The sequence below is a fragment of the Peribacillus glennii genome (assembly GCF_003429105.1).
Classification (GTDB): Bacteria; Bacillota; Bacilli; order Bacillales; family DSM-1321; genus Peribacillus; species Peribacillus glennii.
Map to the genome: position 1 here is coordinate 52,338 of NZ_QVTD01000006.1, position 15,962 is coordinate 68,299.

At 46.8% G+C, this 15,962-nt stretch carries 12 protein-coding genes; 1 reads left to right on the forward strand and 11 read right to left on the reverse strand.

The features are described 5' to 3' along the window. The 3 genes from remA to D0466_RS11390 all read right to left on the reverse strand — a co-directional run bounded on the left by remA (nucleotide 1) and on the right by D0466_RS11390 (nucleotide 4,174). The gene (remA, locus tag D0466_RS11380; protein ID WP_101633132.1) at nucleotides 1-264 is read right to left on the reverse strand and encodes an extracellular matrix/biofilm regulator RemA; all 264 of its coding nucleotides are present in this window, start codon (nucleotides 262-264) and stop codon (nucleotides 1-3) included. A gap of 54 nt (nucleotides 265-318) precedes the next feature. Continuing rightward, nucleotides 319-1,194 carry a YicC/YloC family endoribonuclease gene (locus D0466_RS11385; protein WP_117322705.1) on the reverse strand — a complete coding sequence of 292 codons (876 nt, stop codon included), beginning with the start codon at nucleotides 1,192-1,194 and terminating at the stop codon, nucleotides 319-321. Nucleotides 1,195-1,495: 301 nt separating this feature from the next. Further along, nucleotides 1,496-4,174, reverse strand: a complete 2,679-nt coding sequence (locus D0466_RS11390) for a calcium-translocating P-type ATPase, SERCA-type (RefSeq protein WP_117322706.1) — start codon at nucleotides 4,172-4,174, stop codon at nucleotides 1,496-1,498. Nucleotides 4,175-4,561: 387 nt separating this feature from the next. Between D0466_RS11390 and D0466_RS11395 the strand changes: the two genes are divergently transcribed. Next, nucleotides 4,562-6,274 (forward strand): Rqc2 family fibronectin-binding protein, encoded by a 1,713-nt coding sequence (locus D0466_RS11395; protein ID WP_117322707.1) that lies wholly within the window; start codon nucleotides 4,562-4,564, stop codon nucleotides 6,272-6,274. A 53-nt stretch (nucleotides 6,275-6,327) separates the two neighbouring features. Here the strand turns inward: D0466_RS11395 and pyrE are convergent, their stop codons facing one another. From pyrE to D0466_RS11435, 8 genes are read right to left on the reverse strand one after another with little or no spacing between them, the layout of a single operon-like run. Continuing rightward, a complete protein-coding gene (gene pyrE / locus D0466_RS11400; protein ID WP_117322708.1) occupies nucleotides 6,328-6,957 on the reverse strand; it encodes an orotate phosphoribosyltransferase in 630 nt (209 codons plus the stop codon). Next, nucleotides 6,954-7,670, reverse strand: coding sequence for an orotidine-5'-phosphate decarboxylase (gene pyrF / locus D0466_RS11405; RefSeq protein WP_117322709.1), 717 nt, complete (start codon nucleotides 7,668-7,670; stop codon nucleotides 6,954-6,956). The genes pyrE and pyrF overlap by 4 nt, the downstream gene beginning before the upstream one ends. Continuing rightward, complete coding sequence (locus D0466_RS11410) at nucleotides 7,642-8,583, reverse strand: dihydroorotate dehydrogenase (RefSeq protein ID WP_117322710.1); 942 nt, start codon at nucleotides 8,581-8,583, stop codon at nucleotides 7,642-7,644. The genes pyrF and D0466_RS11410 overlap by 29 nt, the downstream gene beginning before the upstream one ends. Beyond that, nucleotides 8,580-9,362 carry a dihydroorotate dehydrogenase electron transfer subunit gene (locus tag D0466_RS11415; RefSeq protein ID WP_117322711.1) on the reverse strand — a complete coding sequence of 261 codons (783 nt, stop codon included), beginning with the start codon at nucleotides 9,360-9,362 and terminating at the stop codon, nucleotides 8,580-8,582. Before D0466_RS11415 ends, D0466_RS11410 begins: the two co-directional genes overlap by 4 nt. Further along, nucleotides 9,359-12,565 carry a carbamoyl-phosphate synthase large subunit gene (gene carB, locus D0466_RS11420; RefSeq protein ID WP_117322712.1) on the reverse strand — a complete coding sequence of 1,069 codons (3,207 nt, stop codon included), beginning with the start codon at nucleotides 12,563-12,565 and terminating at the stop codon, nucleotides 9,359-9,361. The genes D0466_RS11415 and carB overlap by 4 nt, the downstream gene beginning before the upstream one ends. Further along, nucleotides 12,544-13,650, reverse strand: a complete 1,107-nt coding sequence (locus D0466_RS11425; RefSeq protein WP_117322713.1) for a carbamoyl phosphate synthase small subunit — start codon at nucleotides 13,648-13,650, stop codon at nucleotides 12,544-12,546. Before D0466_RS11425 ends, carB begins: the two co-directional genes overlap by 22 nt. Then, complete coding sequence (locus D0466_RS11430) at nucleotides 13,647-14,933, reverse strand: dihydroorotase (protein ID WP_117322714.1); 1,287 nt, start codon at nucleotides 14,931-14,933, stop codon at nucleotides 13,647-13,649. The genes D0466_RS11425 and D0466_RS11430 overlap by 4 nt, the downstream gene beginning before the upstream one ends. Then, nucleotides 14,896-15,831 (reverse strand): aspartate carbamoyltransferase catalytic subunit, encoded by a 936-nt coding sequence (locus tag D0466_RS11435; protein ID WP_117322715.1) that lies wholly within the window; start codon nucleotides 15,829-15,831, stop codon nucleotides 14,896-14,898. Before D0466_RS11435 ends, D0466_RS11430 begins: the two co-directional genes overlap by 38 nt. Nucleotides 15,832-15,962: the final 131 nt, after the last annotated feature.

Below are 15,962 nucleotides of genomic sequence, written 5' to 3' on the forward strand. Positions count from 1 at the left end.
TTACCCCTCTTCCACGCTGTCATCCCGGTCATGCAGGCGGGCAGCCACGGTTTCAGGCTGGACCGCTGACAGGATGACATGGTCGCTGTCAGTGATGATCACAGCCCGCGTCCTTCTTCCATATGTAGCATCCACCAGGGAACCGCGTTCGCGGGCGTCCTGGATAATTCTTTTTATTGGAGCCGATTCCGGACTCACAATCGACACAATCCGGTTCGCGGAAACAATATTTCCGAAACCGATATTGATGAGCTTGATAGACATTTTTGTCCCCCAATCATATTCTATTGTGACCTTGAAATAAATACCATAAACAAGCTACTCGATATTTTGGGCCTGTTCTTTTATTTTTTCAAGCAAGCTTTTCAGTTCAACCACTTCTTTGGTGATGGCTGCATCATTTGCCTTGGAACCGATTGTATTTGCTTCACGGTTCATTTCCTGCACGAGAAAATCGAGTTGCCTCCCGATTGGCTCTTCTTTTTCAAGCGTGGCGGAAAATTGGATAAGATGGCTTGAAAGGCGCGTAAGCTCTTCATTTATATCAGCTTTATCCGCAAAAATTGCAACCTCGGTCAAGAGCCTTGTTTCATCGATTATCCCTGTTGTGAACTCGGATATTCTTGCTTTTAGCTTTTCCATATATTGCGCCGAAACTGCAGGGGCATATGTTCTAAGGCTTGAAATGATCATGTTGATTTTTTCAAGCTGTCCGGACAGGTCATTTTTAAGCTCTCCGCCCTCATGGATCCTCATATTGCTCACATTGATAAGTGCCGCTTCACAAGCAGCCAGCACAAGGATTTCCAGACTTTCATTTGCTGCCTGCTCTTCTTCCACGGAAAAAATATCACCGATCTGCAAAAGATCCTGAACAGAAGCGGAAGAGTGAAGGCCGTACTTGGCTTTTAATTCATTCATGGCTTCGATATATTGGTCAACAAGCGGCCAGTCAATCTTGAGGCGTTTGTCCGCCAGGGCCCCGCCTGCAACCGATATTAATATTTCAGCCCGGCCCCTTCTTATGTATTCATTCGCTTTCTTTTTGACTTTATCCTCTAAAACGAATAGCTGTCGCGGCATCCGTATATGATATTCGCAGAAACGATGGTTAACGGTTTTTATTTCAACGGTCACCTTTATGTCCGCGTTTTCCGCAAGACCAATCCCGTAACCTGTCATACTTACAACCATGGCACCACTTCCTATCCGGCAATATTGCAATTTATTCACTTTGTTTCAATCGATCAGTATGTCTGCATGCCAAGCTTGCGCCCTGCTCTTTGCCGTATTAGAAAACTCGGCGATTGGCGAGCCTTTTAAAGGCGATAGATATGCGAAGCGCGCATTCTACAGGGTGTGTGTCACACAGGCGTTCCCACGGAAGTGGCGCACTTAGCCTGAATTCATCTTTATGCATATAGGATAGTTTTATTTCTGCAAAAATAAAAAGGTAATAGAGAAGGCTCTACTACCTTTTGAATTATACCATAATTTATTTTGATTTACTCACCAAAAATGAACCTGCCAATAAAAAAGTTGGAATCGATGCCATGCCCACTATCAACAGCCAGTCCCTAGGCTGGATCGCCACTGTATGGAAGATTGTCTGAAGCGGCGGATAGTATAAAACGACAAGCATTAAGGCAAGTGAAGAAATGACCGCCCATACGAGGTATTGATTGCCAAATGGGTTGCGCGAGAATATTGATTTTTCACTGCGGCAATCAAACACATGTATCAGCTGGGCCAAAACGAGTGTGGCAAAAGCGACTGTCTGCGCATATTGCAGGTTATCCGGATTAGTCTTGTAAACGACGATGAAGGCAATTAGCGTGGAAATCCCAATTAAAAATCCGCGAGAAATGATTTTCCAGCCTAGCCCGCGTGCAAAAACCCCTTCTTTTGGGCTTCGCGGACCCCTTTTCATTACATCGCCCTCCGGTTTATCCAGTCCCAGGGCCATAGCCGGCAGGCCGTCTGTCACCAGGTTCACCCATAGAATCTGAATTGGGACCAGGGGCAATGGCAGGGCCATGATCATCGCAAAAAACATCACAAGGATTTCACCGACATTCGATGCAAGAAGATACCTGATAAACTTGCGGATATTCTCATAGATATTTCGGCCTTCTTTTATCGCTGATTTGATCGTTGCAAAATTATCGTCAAGCAGGATTAGCGAGGAGGCCTCTTTGGCGACATCAGTACCGGTAATTCCCATTGAGATCCCGATATCGGCTGCTTTAATCGCCGGGGCGTCGTTTACCCCATCTCCAGTCATTGCAACAACATGTCCCTTATTTTGCAGTGCTTTGACAATTTTTAGTTTATGTTCAGGGGATACGCGCGCAAAAACTGAAACGTCCTCAACCACCTCTTCCAACTCGCCTACGGACATATCTGATAAAGTTTTTCCCTCGAGAACCTTGTCCTTCCCTCTTAATATGCCTAATTGCTTTGCTATCGCTTTGGCCGTGGAAACATGGTCACCGGTGATCATTACTGTTTTAATTCCGGCCTCTCGGCATTCCTTAACCGCGTTATGGACTTCCGGACGCGGAGGATCGATCATGCCGTGCATCCCAATGAAGGTAAGGCCTTTTTCAGCTTCTCTCTCATCGAGCAGGACGGTTGCTGCCCCTATCGGCTTAAAGCCCACAGCAATTGTCCGCAGAGCCTGGTCGGCAAGCCCGTCAATCGCGTCTTGCACAGCCTTTTTCAAGTCCCGGTTCATGCTTTGGGACTGCCCGTGCCATAATATTGTTTCACACTGCGAAATCAGTACATCCGGCGCCCCTTTTGTCACTACAAACTGTTTGCCATTTTCATCCTTGGCTACGACACTCATCATTTTGCGTGTGGAGTCGAAGGGAAATTCTTTTACAATGGTAAACTTTTGTTTTAGAACTTCACGCGTTAATCCAGCTTTCATTGCCGCAACCAAGAGTGCTCCCTCAGTCGGATCTCCGTCAAGTACATATTGGCCTTCATGGTCAACAAGCTCCGAATTATTGCAAAGCATTCCGAATGTCAAAAGTTGGTGGAGCGATTTCTCCTGCTTCGGATTCACATCCGTGTTGTCTGACATAAAGCTTCCGCTTGGTACATAACCCGTCCCTGTAACATTCCACGTTTTTCCGCCGCTCCATAGATGCGTGACCGTCATTTTGTTCTGGGTCATCGTCCCGGTTTTATCAGAACAAATGACAGAGGCACATCCTAGTGTTTCAACAGCCGGGAGCTTGCGGACAATCGATTTCTGTTTGATCATCCTTTGTACGCCGAGTGAAAGCGCGACCGTCACAATCGCTGGAAGCCCTTCCGGAATGGCCGCCACAGCAAGAGACACACCTGCCAAAAACATCGTATACAAGTCATTTCCTTGAATGACGCCGATGACCACAACCAGAAGCGTCAATAATAAAGCTGTGATGATGAGAATCTTGCCAAGCTGTTCCAGACGCCGTTGCAGCGGAGTGGCCATCGCTTCAGCAGATTGGAGCATATCTGCGATCTTTCCCATTGCGGTATCCATGCCTGTTGCAGTCACTATCCCGATGCCGCTTCCCCTGGTCACCATCGTTCCCATGAAGGCCATGTTTTGCTCGTCGCCGATGCCGTCAACATCATGCTGCACAGGGTGGGCAAACTTAACGGCCGGGACAGACTCTCCCGTAAGGGCTGATTCCTCTATTTCAAGGCTCGATGATTCCATGATTCTCAAGTCTGCACCAATCCGGTCACCGCTTGTGAACTTCAACACATCTCCGACAACCACTTCCCTTGAAGGAATTTTCGCCCACTTTTCATCACGTAGGGCATGTACTTGCGGCGCTGCCATTTCTTTAAGTGCATCCAGCGACTTTTCCGCCTTGCGTTCCTGGAAAAAGCCAAGGAATCCATTTATCAATATGATGGCCATGATTGCAATCGAATCAATATATTCGCCAAGCAATCCAGAAATCAATGTAGCCGCAAGCAATACCAGCACCATGAAATCCTTAAATTGAGCGAAAAATAACAGGAGGGCAGATTGTTTTTCTCCTTCTTGAAGTTCATTGAATCCTTGCTTTTGCTGTCTTTTTCTTGCCTCGTCTTCTCTTAAACCTTCTTGCATGCTGGTTTCAAGAGCTGCTTCAATATCCTCTGTATCCATTTCACGGAACTTCATTACGTATCACACATCCCTCGCGAATAGAATAGAACTTTTTCTCTCCTTCCATGCTTATTCAGACTCGTCCAAAAAAATGCTATACTTTAGTGTGAATGAATCAGGGAAATTATTTTACACAGCCGCAGCACACCCTTTATAATGAGGGAATATGCCTATAGATCTTTTACTAATTTAAAGGGCTTAAGCTGCACAGCCAATATATTTTGGGCCAATCATATGAAACCGGGATTTCACAAACCCTTTCAACTACGCTGAAGGGTGTTCCAATTGCCACGGGCTATACAGTTTGAGCTTAAATCAACCAAAAATTAACACTATTATTTTCAATGCGTAATTCTTTGGTGTAACTGATATATTATTTTATTGCAAAGGAAGTAACGAGAAATGTCTTTCGATGGCTTATTCACAAAAGCAATGACCGAGGAAATATCTGGCCTCTTAACGGGCGGCCGTATCAATAAAATACATCAACCTTATAAAAATGAAACAATACTTTCCATCCGAGCTGGCGGGAAAAACCATAAGCTTTTGCTTTCCGCCCATCCAAGCTATGCAAGGATGCAAATCACACAGGAAACCTACGAAAATCCGAAAGAACCGCCAATGTTCTGTATACTTATGAGGAAGCATCTTGAAGGTTATGTTATAGAGAATATTTATCAATCAGGTCTGGACAGGGTTATAATTTTTGAAGTAAAAGGACGGAATGAACTGGGCGATGTATCAGTAAAACAGCTTATCGTAGAAATCATGGGAAGGCACAGCAATATAATCCTTGTTGATAAAGTGAAAAATATGATCATAGACAGCATCAAGCATGTCTCATATGCAGTCAGCAGCTATCGTGCTGTGCTTCCCGGCCAAATTTATAAAGCCCCGCCGGCACAGGAAAAGGCTAATCCATTCGAGGCTACAGAAGAAGATATTCTTCGAAAGCTTGATTTTAATGCCGGCCAGGTTGATAAGCAGCTAGTCAACCATTTTTCCGGTATTTCGCCATTGTTTGCGCGTGAGGCCGTTCATCAGGCGGGCCTGGCCAATCGTTCGACATTGCCTGGGGCTTTCCTCAGCTTAATAGGAAAGATTGCGAGAAAGGAATATAGACCGACCCTTATTGCCGATGGCACTAAAGAATCATTTTACATGCTGCCGCTCAAGTCTCTGAAAGGAGAGAGCCGTACATTTGCTTCTTTAAGCGAATTGCTCGACCGTTTCTACTTCGGGAAAGCAGAGCGGGACAGGGTGAAGCAGCAAGGAAACGACCTTGAACGCTTTATTGCAAATGAAATCGATAAAAATGAAAAGAAAATTCAAAAGCTTGGGAGAACGCTTTTGGAAAGTGAAAAGGCGCAAGCATACCAGTTATTCGGTGAGCTTTTGACGGCCAACCTTTATCAGATGGAAAAAGGGATGAAGGAAATCAGCGTGAGCAATTATTATGAAGAAGACGGGCGGATGGTCACAATCCCTCTTGACCCGCAAAAAACGCCGTCGGAGAATGCACAGAAGTACTTTTCCCGGTATCAAAAAGCAAAGAATGCGATCGGTATCGTCCAGCAACAGATTGATCTGGCAAAAGGGGAGTCCGCCTATTTCGACACCCTCCTTCAGCAGCTTCATTCCGCATCTCCAAGGGATATTGAAGAAATCCGCGAAGAACTGCAGGAAGAAGGCTATCTAAAACAAAAACAGAAAAAAGGCATGAAAAAACCAGCACATGTAAAGCCTCAGCTGGAAAGATATTTTTCTGCAGATGGAGACGAAATACTCGTCGGCAAAAACAACAAACAGAATGATTATTTAACCAATAAACTTGCGAGAAGAGATGAAATTTGGCTTCATACAAAAGATATTCCGGGCTCCCATGTCGTCATCCGCAATGAAAGCCCAACAGAACAAACCATTCATGAAGCGGCCGTACTTGCAGCCTACTTCAGCAAAGCAAAAAGCTCAAGCTCCGTGCCGGTGGATTTCACCAAGGCCAGGCATGTGAAAAAACCAAGCGGTGCCAAACCGGGATTCGTCATCTATGAGAATCAGCAAACGATTTATGTAACCCCTGATGCCGACCAGGTCATCAGAATGAAGCAAGCGTAAATTATGGGGTCAGTCCCCCACTGCGTTAATACAGTGGGGGACTGACCCCTTCTTTAATTGATCCATGCGGTATCTGCAGGGTTCTGTCTCCACCTGCTTAGTTTTTCAATGTCGCTTTCCTTAATGAGCCCGAGGTTTTTTGCCACTCTGATGAGGGTGGTGTAATCAGAAAGGGAAAAGGATTGGATGCCTTCCGCAGCCATCTGGTCCTTTCCTTTTTGCAATTCATAGGTGAAGATGGACACGACTCCCAAAACAATGCAGCCATTTTCCCGTAATGCATTTACCGCCTCGATCACACTTCCACCTGTAGAAATCAGGTCTTCGACGACGACAACCTTTTGGCCAGGTTCAACTTTTCCTTCTATTTGGTTTCCCTTTCCATGTCCCTTTGGCTTGGAACGGACATAGCACATGGGAAGGTTTAAAACATCGCTCACCCACGCAGCGTGGGGGATTCCGGCCGTTGCTGTTCCTGCAATCATTTCTGTTTCCGGAAAGTGCTGTTCAATCAATGATGCCAAGCCCTTTGCTATTTCTTTTCGGATCTTCGGAAATGAGAGGGTCAATCTGTTATCGCAATAAATGGGCGACTTAATGCCCGACGCCCACGTAAAGGGATTGTCAGGCTGTAGGGAAACAGCCTTGATTTCTAATAGATGCCCCGCCAGAGTTTCTTTCATATTTTTACACCCTCCCAAGCTTCCAGAACTTTTTTATAAGATTGATACGGATTTTCCGCCGCTGTGATTGACCTGCCAACAACAATTGCGTCTGTCCCGAGCCTCCTGGCCTGTTCAGGCGTTGCCACTCTCTTCTGGTCATGTGTTTCTCCCTCTGCCATCCTTATGCCTGGTGTTACCGTTAAAAAGCCTTTCCCGATTCTCTCATGAATCCTGCTTACTTCATGTGTTGAACAAACCACTCCATCCAGACCGGCACATTCCGTCAACCTGGCATAATGCAGAACTGATTCTTCAATACTTCCAATGATCCGTTGTTCTTCATTCATTTGTTCTTTTGTGGTACTGGTCAGCTGTGTGACAGCAATGCATCTCGGCCTTTCCTGTCCGGCCGGAGTACCTGCAACCAAGCCTTCCAGTGCTGCTTCCATCATATTCGCGCCGCCTGCTGCATGAACATTCACTAAATCGACATTCAAGCCTGCGAGGCCCCGCATCGCCTGTTTCACTGTATTAGGGATATCATGAAGCTTTAAATCAAGGAAAACGCCATGCCCCTGCTCTTTTATGTAATCGATGATTCCTGGACCGTATTGATAGTATAGTTCCATGCCCACTTTCACAACTAATTGCTCTCCGCCAAACAAGTCCAGAAAATGTTTCGTTTTTTCCATATTCGGGAAGTCAAGCGCGATGATAAGCGGTTTGCGCATTCTTTTTCCAGCTCCTTCCGGTACATTCGGCGATATGGCCATATCCCAGCTTTTCTAGCAAAAGAGGAAGTTCTTCGATGATTTTCGGGCATACAAAAGGGTCGACAAAATTTGCTGTCCCGACCGCCACAGCGCTTGCCCCCGCATAAAAAAATTCAATCACATCTTCCGCACTTGCAATGCCTCCCATCCCGATAATCGGAATGGACACCCTCTGGCTTACTTCATGAATCATTCTGATCGCAACAGGTTTAATCGCAGGGCCCGATAGGCCGCCTGTTCCATTTGCAATCACCGGCTTTCCTGTTTTAATATCCAGCCTCATTCCAAGCAATGTATTGATCATCGTCAGCCCGTCTGCCCCGCCGTCTTCTACCGCTTTTGCAATTTCGGTTATATTGGTAACATTAGGGGAAAGTTTAACGTATACAGGTACCTGGGAAACTTCCTTCACGGCTCTTGTAACGCTTTTTGCCGTTTGGGGATCCGTCCCGAAAGCGATGCCGCCTTCTTTCACATTTGGACAAGAGATATTTAATTCCAGCGCCTTCACATTGCGAGCCTTGCTGATCTCCCTGGCTACCTCTTTATAATCTTCGACTAGCGACCCGGCAATATTTGCAATAATAGGTACGTCGTACTTATCAAGAAAGCCCAGTTCATCCTCCATTACCTTTGAAAGGCCCGGATTCTGCAATCCGATTGCATTCAACATACCTGCGGAAGTTTCCGCAACCCTTGGAGTCGGGTTTCCAAAGCGCGGTTTGGGGGTTGTCGCTTTAATCATGATGGCCCCGAGCTTGTTTAAATCATACATGCCGCTGAATTCTCGCCCAAAACCAAAGCAGCCTGAAGCCGGCATAACAGGATTTTTCAATTGGAGTCCTGGCAGATTAGTAGCAAGCCGATTCATAAAATTACCTCCCCTGCCCGGAAAACCGGGCCGTCGCTGCACACTTTCTTATAAGAATGGCCATCCGGGTCGGCTGCACTATGGCAAACACAGGCAAAGCAGGCGCCAATCCCGCAGCCCATCCGTTCCTCCAATGACAAATACAGTTTTTTATGGCCGTATTCAGCTTCCAATGCCCGTAACATTAGGGTTGGCCCGCATGCATAAATGACTGGAAAATCCTCTTCAAGCCGCTTTATCATATCAGTGACAAACCCTGCACCGCCGTATGAGCCGTCAGCCGTGACAACATATGTTTCTCCCAAACGGGAAAATTCTTCTTCATAAAAAACGTTGTCTTTCGATTGGAACCCCAATACGTGAATGACAGAGCAGCCTTTTGCTGACAATCTCTTTGAAAGTTCAAATAAAGGAGGGACCCCAATGCCGCCCCCGACCAAAAGGACCCTGCCTCCATTTCCGTATGCCGCCTCAACAGGAAACCCATTGCCTAAAGGGCCAAGTACATCCACACTTTCACCGTTATTTTTTTGCGAAAGGAGCTGTGTTCCCCTTCCTTCGGCACGGTAAATCATCTTGAATTGTTTTTCTTCTGCCATTATGGAGGAAATGCTTATCGGCCGCCTTAGCAACGGATCGAATCCGCTGCCTGCTTTCACATGGACAAATTGTCCGGGCTGGTGCATTTCAGAAACAAGCTCACCCTCCAAGGTGAGCTCATATATGGTTTTGGCAATTTTTCTTTGGCTGATGACCCTCATATTTTCGTTTTTAATCATGTATAGGCCACCTCTTGGCTTTGGTCGGCTTTGCCCATCGCTTCAGCTGAGAACGTCATCGATTCGATGACCCGTAAAATTGCTTCTGCCGTGTCCAGCGAAGTTAAACATGGTATCCCGTTTTCCACAGACTCCCTCCTGATGCGGAAGCCATCCCGTTCCGGCTGCTTTCCTTTGGTTAATGTATTGATTACCAATTGAGCTTCGCCGTTACGGATTACATCAAGAAGGTTATTATCTGATACACCGATCTTCTCCACAACCTGTACCGGGATGCCGGCTTTTGTCAAAATAGACGCCGTTCCGGATGTTGCGATGAGCCGGTATCCACAATTGCTGAAACGGTGTGCGATTTGAAGGGCTTCCTGCTTATCCTTGTCCGCTACAGTCAATAGGACAGATCCATGGTCTTTTATTTGGATGCCTGATGCGACAAGGCCTTTATATAAGGCTTTTTCCAGGGTATAATCCTTGCCCATTACCTCTCCTGTAGATTTCATTTCCGGCCCTAAGGTGATATCCACCCTCCGCAGCTTTGCAAAGGAGAATACAGGCACTTTTACGAATACCCCCGGCTTTTCAGGGACCAGCCCGCTTGTGTAGCCCAATGATTGCAAGGAGTTTCCAAGGATGGCCTTTGTGGCCAGGTTAGCCATCGGGACGTTTGTAATCTTGCTTAAAAAAGGCACCGTACGGCTTGAGCGCGGATTGACCTCAATGACAAAAACTTCATCGCCGCTCACAACATATTGGATATTTAATAGTCCGATAATGTTTAAGCCCTTTGCCAGCTTTGATGTATAATCCACAATTTTATCTTTGATTTCGTTTGACAGACTCTGAGGAGGGTAAACCGCAATGGAGTCGCCTGAATGGACTCCTGCGCGTTCGATATGCTCCATAATCCCTGGGATAACCACATCTGTTCCGTCTGAAATAGCATCCACTTCAATCTCCTTTCCGGTCAAGTAACGATCGATCAATACCGGATGGTCCGGATTGATTTTCACTGCATTTTCCATATAGTAAAGCAGTTCATTTTGTTTATAAACGATTTCCATTGCCCTGCCGCCAAGGACATAAGAAGGCCTTACCAATACTGGATATCCAATGCCCTCAGCTATCTGGACAGCCTGATTAACCGAAGTGGCCGTTTTTCCTTTTGGCTGCGGAATGCCCAGTGCCCGGAGTGCCTGTTCAAATTTATCCCGATTTTCTGCCCGGTCCAGGTCCTCAAGGGATGTTCCCAGAATATTCACTCCTCGTTCTACAAGCTTTGCAGCTAGATTGATTGCTGTCTGGCCTCCGAATTGGACGACGACACCCATTGGTTTTTCCAGATCAATGATATGCATGACATCCTCAATTGCCAATGGCTCGAAATAAAGCTTATCGGAGATGCTGAAATCGGTTGAGACTGTTTCCGGATTATTGTTGATGATAATGGCCTCATACCCCGCTTCTTTTATCGCCCAGACGGAATGTACGGTCGCATAGTCAAATTCGACCCCCTGCCCAATCCTGATAGGACCTGATCCTAAAACGACCACACTTTCACGGTTTGTCACAACAGACTCGTTTTCTTCCTCATATGTCCCGTAAAAATAAGGAGTTTCGGATTCAAATTCGGCAGCACATGTATCTACCATTTTATAAACCGGAACAATCCCTTTGCCTTTACGCCATTCGTAGACGGAGCGTTCATCAGTTTTCCATAGCCCGGCAAGTGTCGCATCCGAGAAGCCCATCCCTTTCGCTTTAATGGCAATTTCATGGTCAAAAGGGTTTTCCCGCAATGTTTCTTCAAACGCGACAATTTTATGGAGCTTATGAAGGAAAAACAGGTCAATCCTGCTCCATTCATGAATGGCGTCAATACTGGTCCCTCTTCTTAACGCTTCCCCGATATAAAATAACCGTTCATCCCCTGCTGTCCGGATTCGTTTTTCGATAAGGCGGTCGCTGGCTGGTTCGCCCAGTTCTATATGGAACAATCCCCCCTCAAGCGAGCGGACTGCCTTTAAGATGGACTCTTCAAACGTCCTGCCGATAGCCATGACTTCCCCGGTCGCTTTCATTTGCGTCCCGAGTTTGCGATTGGCCGACTCGAATTTATCAAATGGCCAGCGCGGAATTTTCGTCACCACATAATCTAGGGCAGGCTCAAAGCTGGCATACGTCTTTCCTGTTACCGGATTCATCATCTCGTCAAGCGTCAGGCCGACTGCAATCTTGGCGGCAAGCTTTGCGATAGGATATCCTGTCGCTTTTGAGGCGAGCGCTGATGACCGGCTGACACGCGGGTTGACTTCAATAACATAATACTGAAAGCTGTATGGATCCAAAGCGAGCTGTACGTTACAACCTCCCTCTATTTTAAGTGCCCGGATAATTTTCAAAGAGGCATTGCGCAGCATCTGATATTCCCGGTCGCTAAGCGTTTGGCTCGGTGCCACCACAATGGAATCCCCTGTATGGATTCCTACAGGATCGAAGTTTTCCATATTACAGACAACAATCGCGTTATCATTTCTGTCTCTCATAACCTCGTATTCTATTTCCTTGAAGCCGGCGATGCTTTTTTCAAGCAGGCATTGATGCACCGGACTGCTTTTTAATCCGCCCGTTACGATTTCCACCAGCTCTTCTTCGTTCGCGCAGATGCCCCCGCCTGTCCCCCCAAGCGTAAAAGCAGGACGAACGATGACCGGATAATCTACCCGTTCGACAAATTGGAGGGCTTCTGCTACAGAATGGACGATATCACTGTCAGGAACCGGTTCCCCCAATTCATTCATGAGCGTCCGGAATAAATCTCTGTCCTCAGCCCTTTCAATTGCTGAAAGCTCTGTTCCAAGAATTTTGACTCCGCATTCCTCCAGCACTCCCGCGTTTGCCAGTTCCACTGCCATATTAAGGCCTGTCTGCCCGCCCAATGTCGGCAGCAAGGCATCCGGCCGCTCTTTGCGGATGATTTTGCTGACGAATTCCAGCGTAATCGGTTCAATATACACTTTATCCGCTATTTCCGTATCGGTCATGATTGTTGCAGGATTTGAGTTGATAAGGATTACTTTGTAACCTTCCTCTTTTAAGGCGATGCATGCTTGTGTGCCGGCATAATCGAATTCAGCTGCCTGTCCGATGACGATAGGGCCGGAACCAATGACCAGGATGGTTTTTATATCTGTACGTTTTGGCATTTTGCTTCCCCTTCCTCTTTTTCAGATTCAATCATGCTCAAAAATTCATCAAATAAGTAATTGGCATCAACAGGGCCCGGTGACGCTTCAGGATGGTATTGGACTGTAAAGGCCGGATATTCTTTATGTTTTAACCCTTCGATTGTTTTGTCATTTAAAGCAATATGTGTGACTTCGAGATTTGTACGTTCAATAGACTCACGCTGGACCGTATACCCATGGTTTTGGGAGGTTAACGCCACTTTTCCGGTTCTAAGATCTTGGACCGGATGATTGGAGCCGCGGTGTCCAAATTTCATTTTTTCTGTGTCGGCCCGGTTCGCAAGGGCAAACAGCTGGTGTCCGAGGCAAATCCCGAATAATGGCACCTTACCCTGGATGCCCTGTATCATTTCTATCGCTTCCGGCACATCTTTCGGATTGCCTGGCCCATTTGATAGCATCACGCCGTCCGGGTTCAAGAGCAAGATTTCGCTGGCGGTGACATTGTATGGCAACACAACGACATCACAATCCCTGTCATTCAATTCCCGCAGGATACCATGTTTCATTCCGAAATCTACCAGGGCAATCCTTTTGCCTCTTCCCGGGCTTGGGTAGGCTGTTTTCGTAGAAACGCGTTTGACTTGGTCGGTAGGCGCAACCGTGGCTTTCAGTTGCTCAATAATTTCCTCCGGTTTTTTTTCAATTCTGCATATCGCGCCTTTGAGCGTTCCGTGCCGTCGAATGATTCTTGTTAATTTTCTTGTATCAATTCCGCTGATTCCGGGTATGCCTTTCGATTTTAACATTTCATCCAACGAAATCTCGTTCCTCCAATTGGAAGGGCAGTCTGCTGCTTCCTTGACGATAAACCCTGAAATGGCAGGATTGATTGACTCAAAGTCATCCCGGTTTATCCCATAATTGCCGATGAGGGGATAGGTAAGTGTGACAATCTGTCCGCAATAGGAAGGGTCAGATAAAATTTCCTGGTACCCTGTCATCCCGGTATTGAAGACAACCTCCCCGATTTTGTCCGTATCACTCCCAAAAGCTTCGCCTTTAAATACTGTGCCGTCCTCCAAAATGAGCTGCCTTTTCATTGGTTTACACGTCCTTTTTCCCAAGCTATTTTGCCTTCCGCAATTGTCATCACCGGCCATCCAGCGCAAACCTTCCCGTTGAAAGGAGTGTTTTTGCCTTTTGATGCAAACTCGGTGCTGTCGATCCGTTTTTCTGTTTCAAGGTCCAGCAGGACAATATCTGCCTTTTCTCCCACACGAAGCTGCCCAAAAGGCAGAGAAAAGCTTTCTGCAGGCTTTACAGTCAAGAAGTCGACCAATTGTTTCAGGGTGAAAATTCCATTCTCTACAAACTCGGTATACAAGAGTGGGAATGCCGTTTCCAACCCGACAATTCCAAAGGGCGCGAGGATCATTCCTTCAGCTTTTTCTTCCTCTGTGTGGGGAGCATGGTCCGTCGCGATAAAATCGATCGTTCCGTCGAGCAGGCCTTCTATGAGAGCCTGCCTGTCGTCCCTTCCTCTTAAGGGGGGATTCATTTTATAATTGGGGTCAAGCCCCGGAATATCTTCATCACAAAGGAGCAGGTGGTGAGGGGTTACTTCCGCGGTAACTTTGATGCCGGCCCGTTTTGCATCTCTTACAACTCTTACAGATTCCTTAGTACTGATATGGCAAACATGGTAATGGCAATCCGCCGCCTCGGCCAAAAGTACATCCCTGGCAATTTGCACGGATTCACATACAGATGGGATCCCGTTCAAGCCCGCAGCCTCGGAAAATGTGCCTTCATGGACAGAGCCTTTATTAATTAACGTATTATCTTCACAATGGGCCACGATCGGCATATTCAATGCAGCTGCTTTTTTCATGGCAGAAAGCATCATTCCTGCCTCCTGGACGCCTACTCCATCATCTGTGAAAGCGAATGCACCCGCTTCCTTCAGACCTTCGAAATCCGTCATTTGTTTGCCAAGCTCACGGATCGTAATGGAAGCGTAAGGGAGGACCCTTACATGTGCCGTTTCTTCAATTCTGTTCATCAGCCAGTTCATTTGCTCTTTACTATCAGGCACCGGACGCGTATTCGGCATCGCGGCGACTGTAGTAAATCCACCCCTTGCAGCTGCCATTGTTCCAGTCTCGATCGTCTCTTTCTTCTCTCCGCCAGGCTCGCGCAAGTGTACATGGAGATCTATAAAGCCGGGGGCGATGAAATTCCTCCCTGCATCAATTACATCATTTTCCGCGGCAGGGATATTTTCTGCAATTTCGGTAATTACGCCGCTATCAAAGGCCACTTCTGCCTTGACAAGGTTTCCTTCGTTATCGAGCAATACTCCATTTTTGATGATTGTTCTCATAAACGGTTCCTCCCTTTGCCTGTTCTAACGATCTTTTCAAAACAGCCATCCTGATATAAACGCCGTTTTCCATTTGTTTAAAAATCCTTGCGCGTCTGCATTCCACCAGGTCACTATCGATTTCCACACCCCTGTTAATCGGGGCCGGATGCATGATAATCGCCCTTGGCTTCATGCTTTTTTCGCGTGCCTTTGTTAAACCGAATCTTTCCAAATAATCCGCATTTGTTCGATGATGGTTTTGAGCGTGCCGTTCATGCTGTATCCTAAGCAGCATGACGACATCAGCAGTTTTAACGGCAGTATCCATATCTTCGTAAGCACCATTGCCAATCCTCTCATCAAACCATTCAGGCGGGCCTGAAAAGACTACATTGGCCCCGAGCCGCTTTAACGCATCGGCATTTGACCTGGCTACGCGGCTATGGCGGATATCCCCGATGATGGCAACCTTGATGCCATTAAAGCCGCCAAACTCTTGTTTGATTGTCATTAAATCAAGCAGCGATTGTGTGGGGTGATGTCCGCAGCCATCTCCTGCATTGATGACAGCGATGTTCAGCCTGCCAGCCAGTTCTGCAAAATAAGCATCCTGTTCATGCCTGATCACCAGTGCATTTACCCCAATGGCTTCGAGCGTCCTGGCAGTATCGTACAGAGTTTCACCCTTTAGGACACTTGAAGTTCCGGCGTCAAAAGGGATCACCTGCAGTCCCAATTTCCTTTCCGCCATTTCAAAGCTGCTTTTTGTGCGGGTGCTTGGCTCAAAAAAGAGATTGGCCACATAAGTTGGTCGATCGGGGAACCAGCCTTCCCCGGCAGCGAAATCCTGGGCCTGCCCGATGATTTCCTCGATCTCAAGTACGGATAGTGCATTCATAGTCAGTAAATTCCTCATGAATCTGCCCCCTTTGATTACTTTCATCCCAATTCCAGGGCAAAAAAATACCCTGGGCCAAAGATTGGGTCCAGGGTGAAAAAGTGCGGGAAAAGGATTGGAAGGATGCAGAAACCCGTTCTGCAGTCCGT

Coding starts and splice junctions, on each gene's coding strand:
- remA (WP_101633132.1), bottom strand. CDS start 264: ATGTCTATCAAGCTCATCAATATCGGTTTCGGAAATATTGTTTCCGCG.
- D0466_RS11385 (WP_117322705.1), bottom strand. CDS start 1,194: ATGGTTGTAAGTATGACAGGTTACGGGATTGGTCTTGCGGAAAACGCG.
- D0466_RS11390 (WP_117322706.1), bottom strand. CDS start 4,174: ATGAAGTTCCGTGAAATGGATACAGAGGATATTGAAGCAGCTCTTGAA.
- D0466_RS11395 (WP_117322707.1), top strand. CDS start 4,562: ATGTCTTTCGATGGCTTATTCACAAAAGCAATGACCGAGGAAATATCT.
- pyrE (WP_117322708.1), bottom strand. CDS start 6,957: ATGAAAGAAACTCTGGCGGGGCATCTATTAGAAATCAAGGCTGTTTCC.
- pyrF (WP_117322709.1), bottom strand. CDS start 7,670: ATGCGCAAACCGCTTATCATCGCGCTTGACTTCCCGAATATGGAAAAA.
- D0466_RS11410 (WP_117322710.1), bottom strand. CDS start 8,583: ATGAATCGGCTTGCTACTAATCTGCCAGGACTCCAATTGAAAAATCCT.
- D0466_RS11415 (WP_117322711.1), bottom strand. CDS start 9,362: ATGATTAAAAACGAAAATATGAGGGTCATCAGCCAAAGAAAAATTGCC.
- carB (WP_117322712.1), bottom strand. CDS start 12,565: ATGCCAAAACGTACAGATATAAAAACCATCCTGGTCATTGGTTCCGGC.
- D0466_RS11425 (WP_117322713.1), bottom strand. CDS start 13,650: ATGAAAAGGCAGCTCATTTTGGAGGACGGCACAGTATTTAAAGGCGAA.
- D0466_RS11430 (WP_117322714.1), bottom strand. CDS start 14,933: ATGAGAACAATCATCAAAAATGGAGTATTGCTCGATAACGAAGGAAAC.
- D0466_RS11435 (WP_117322715.1), bottom strand. CDS start 15,831: ATGAGGAATTTACTGACTATGAATGCACTATCCGTACTTGAGATCGAG.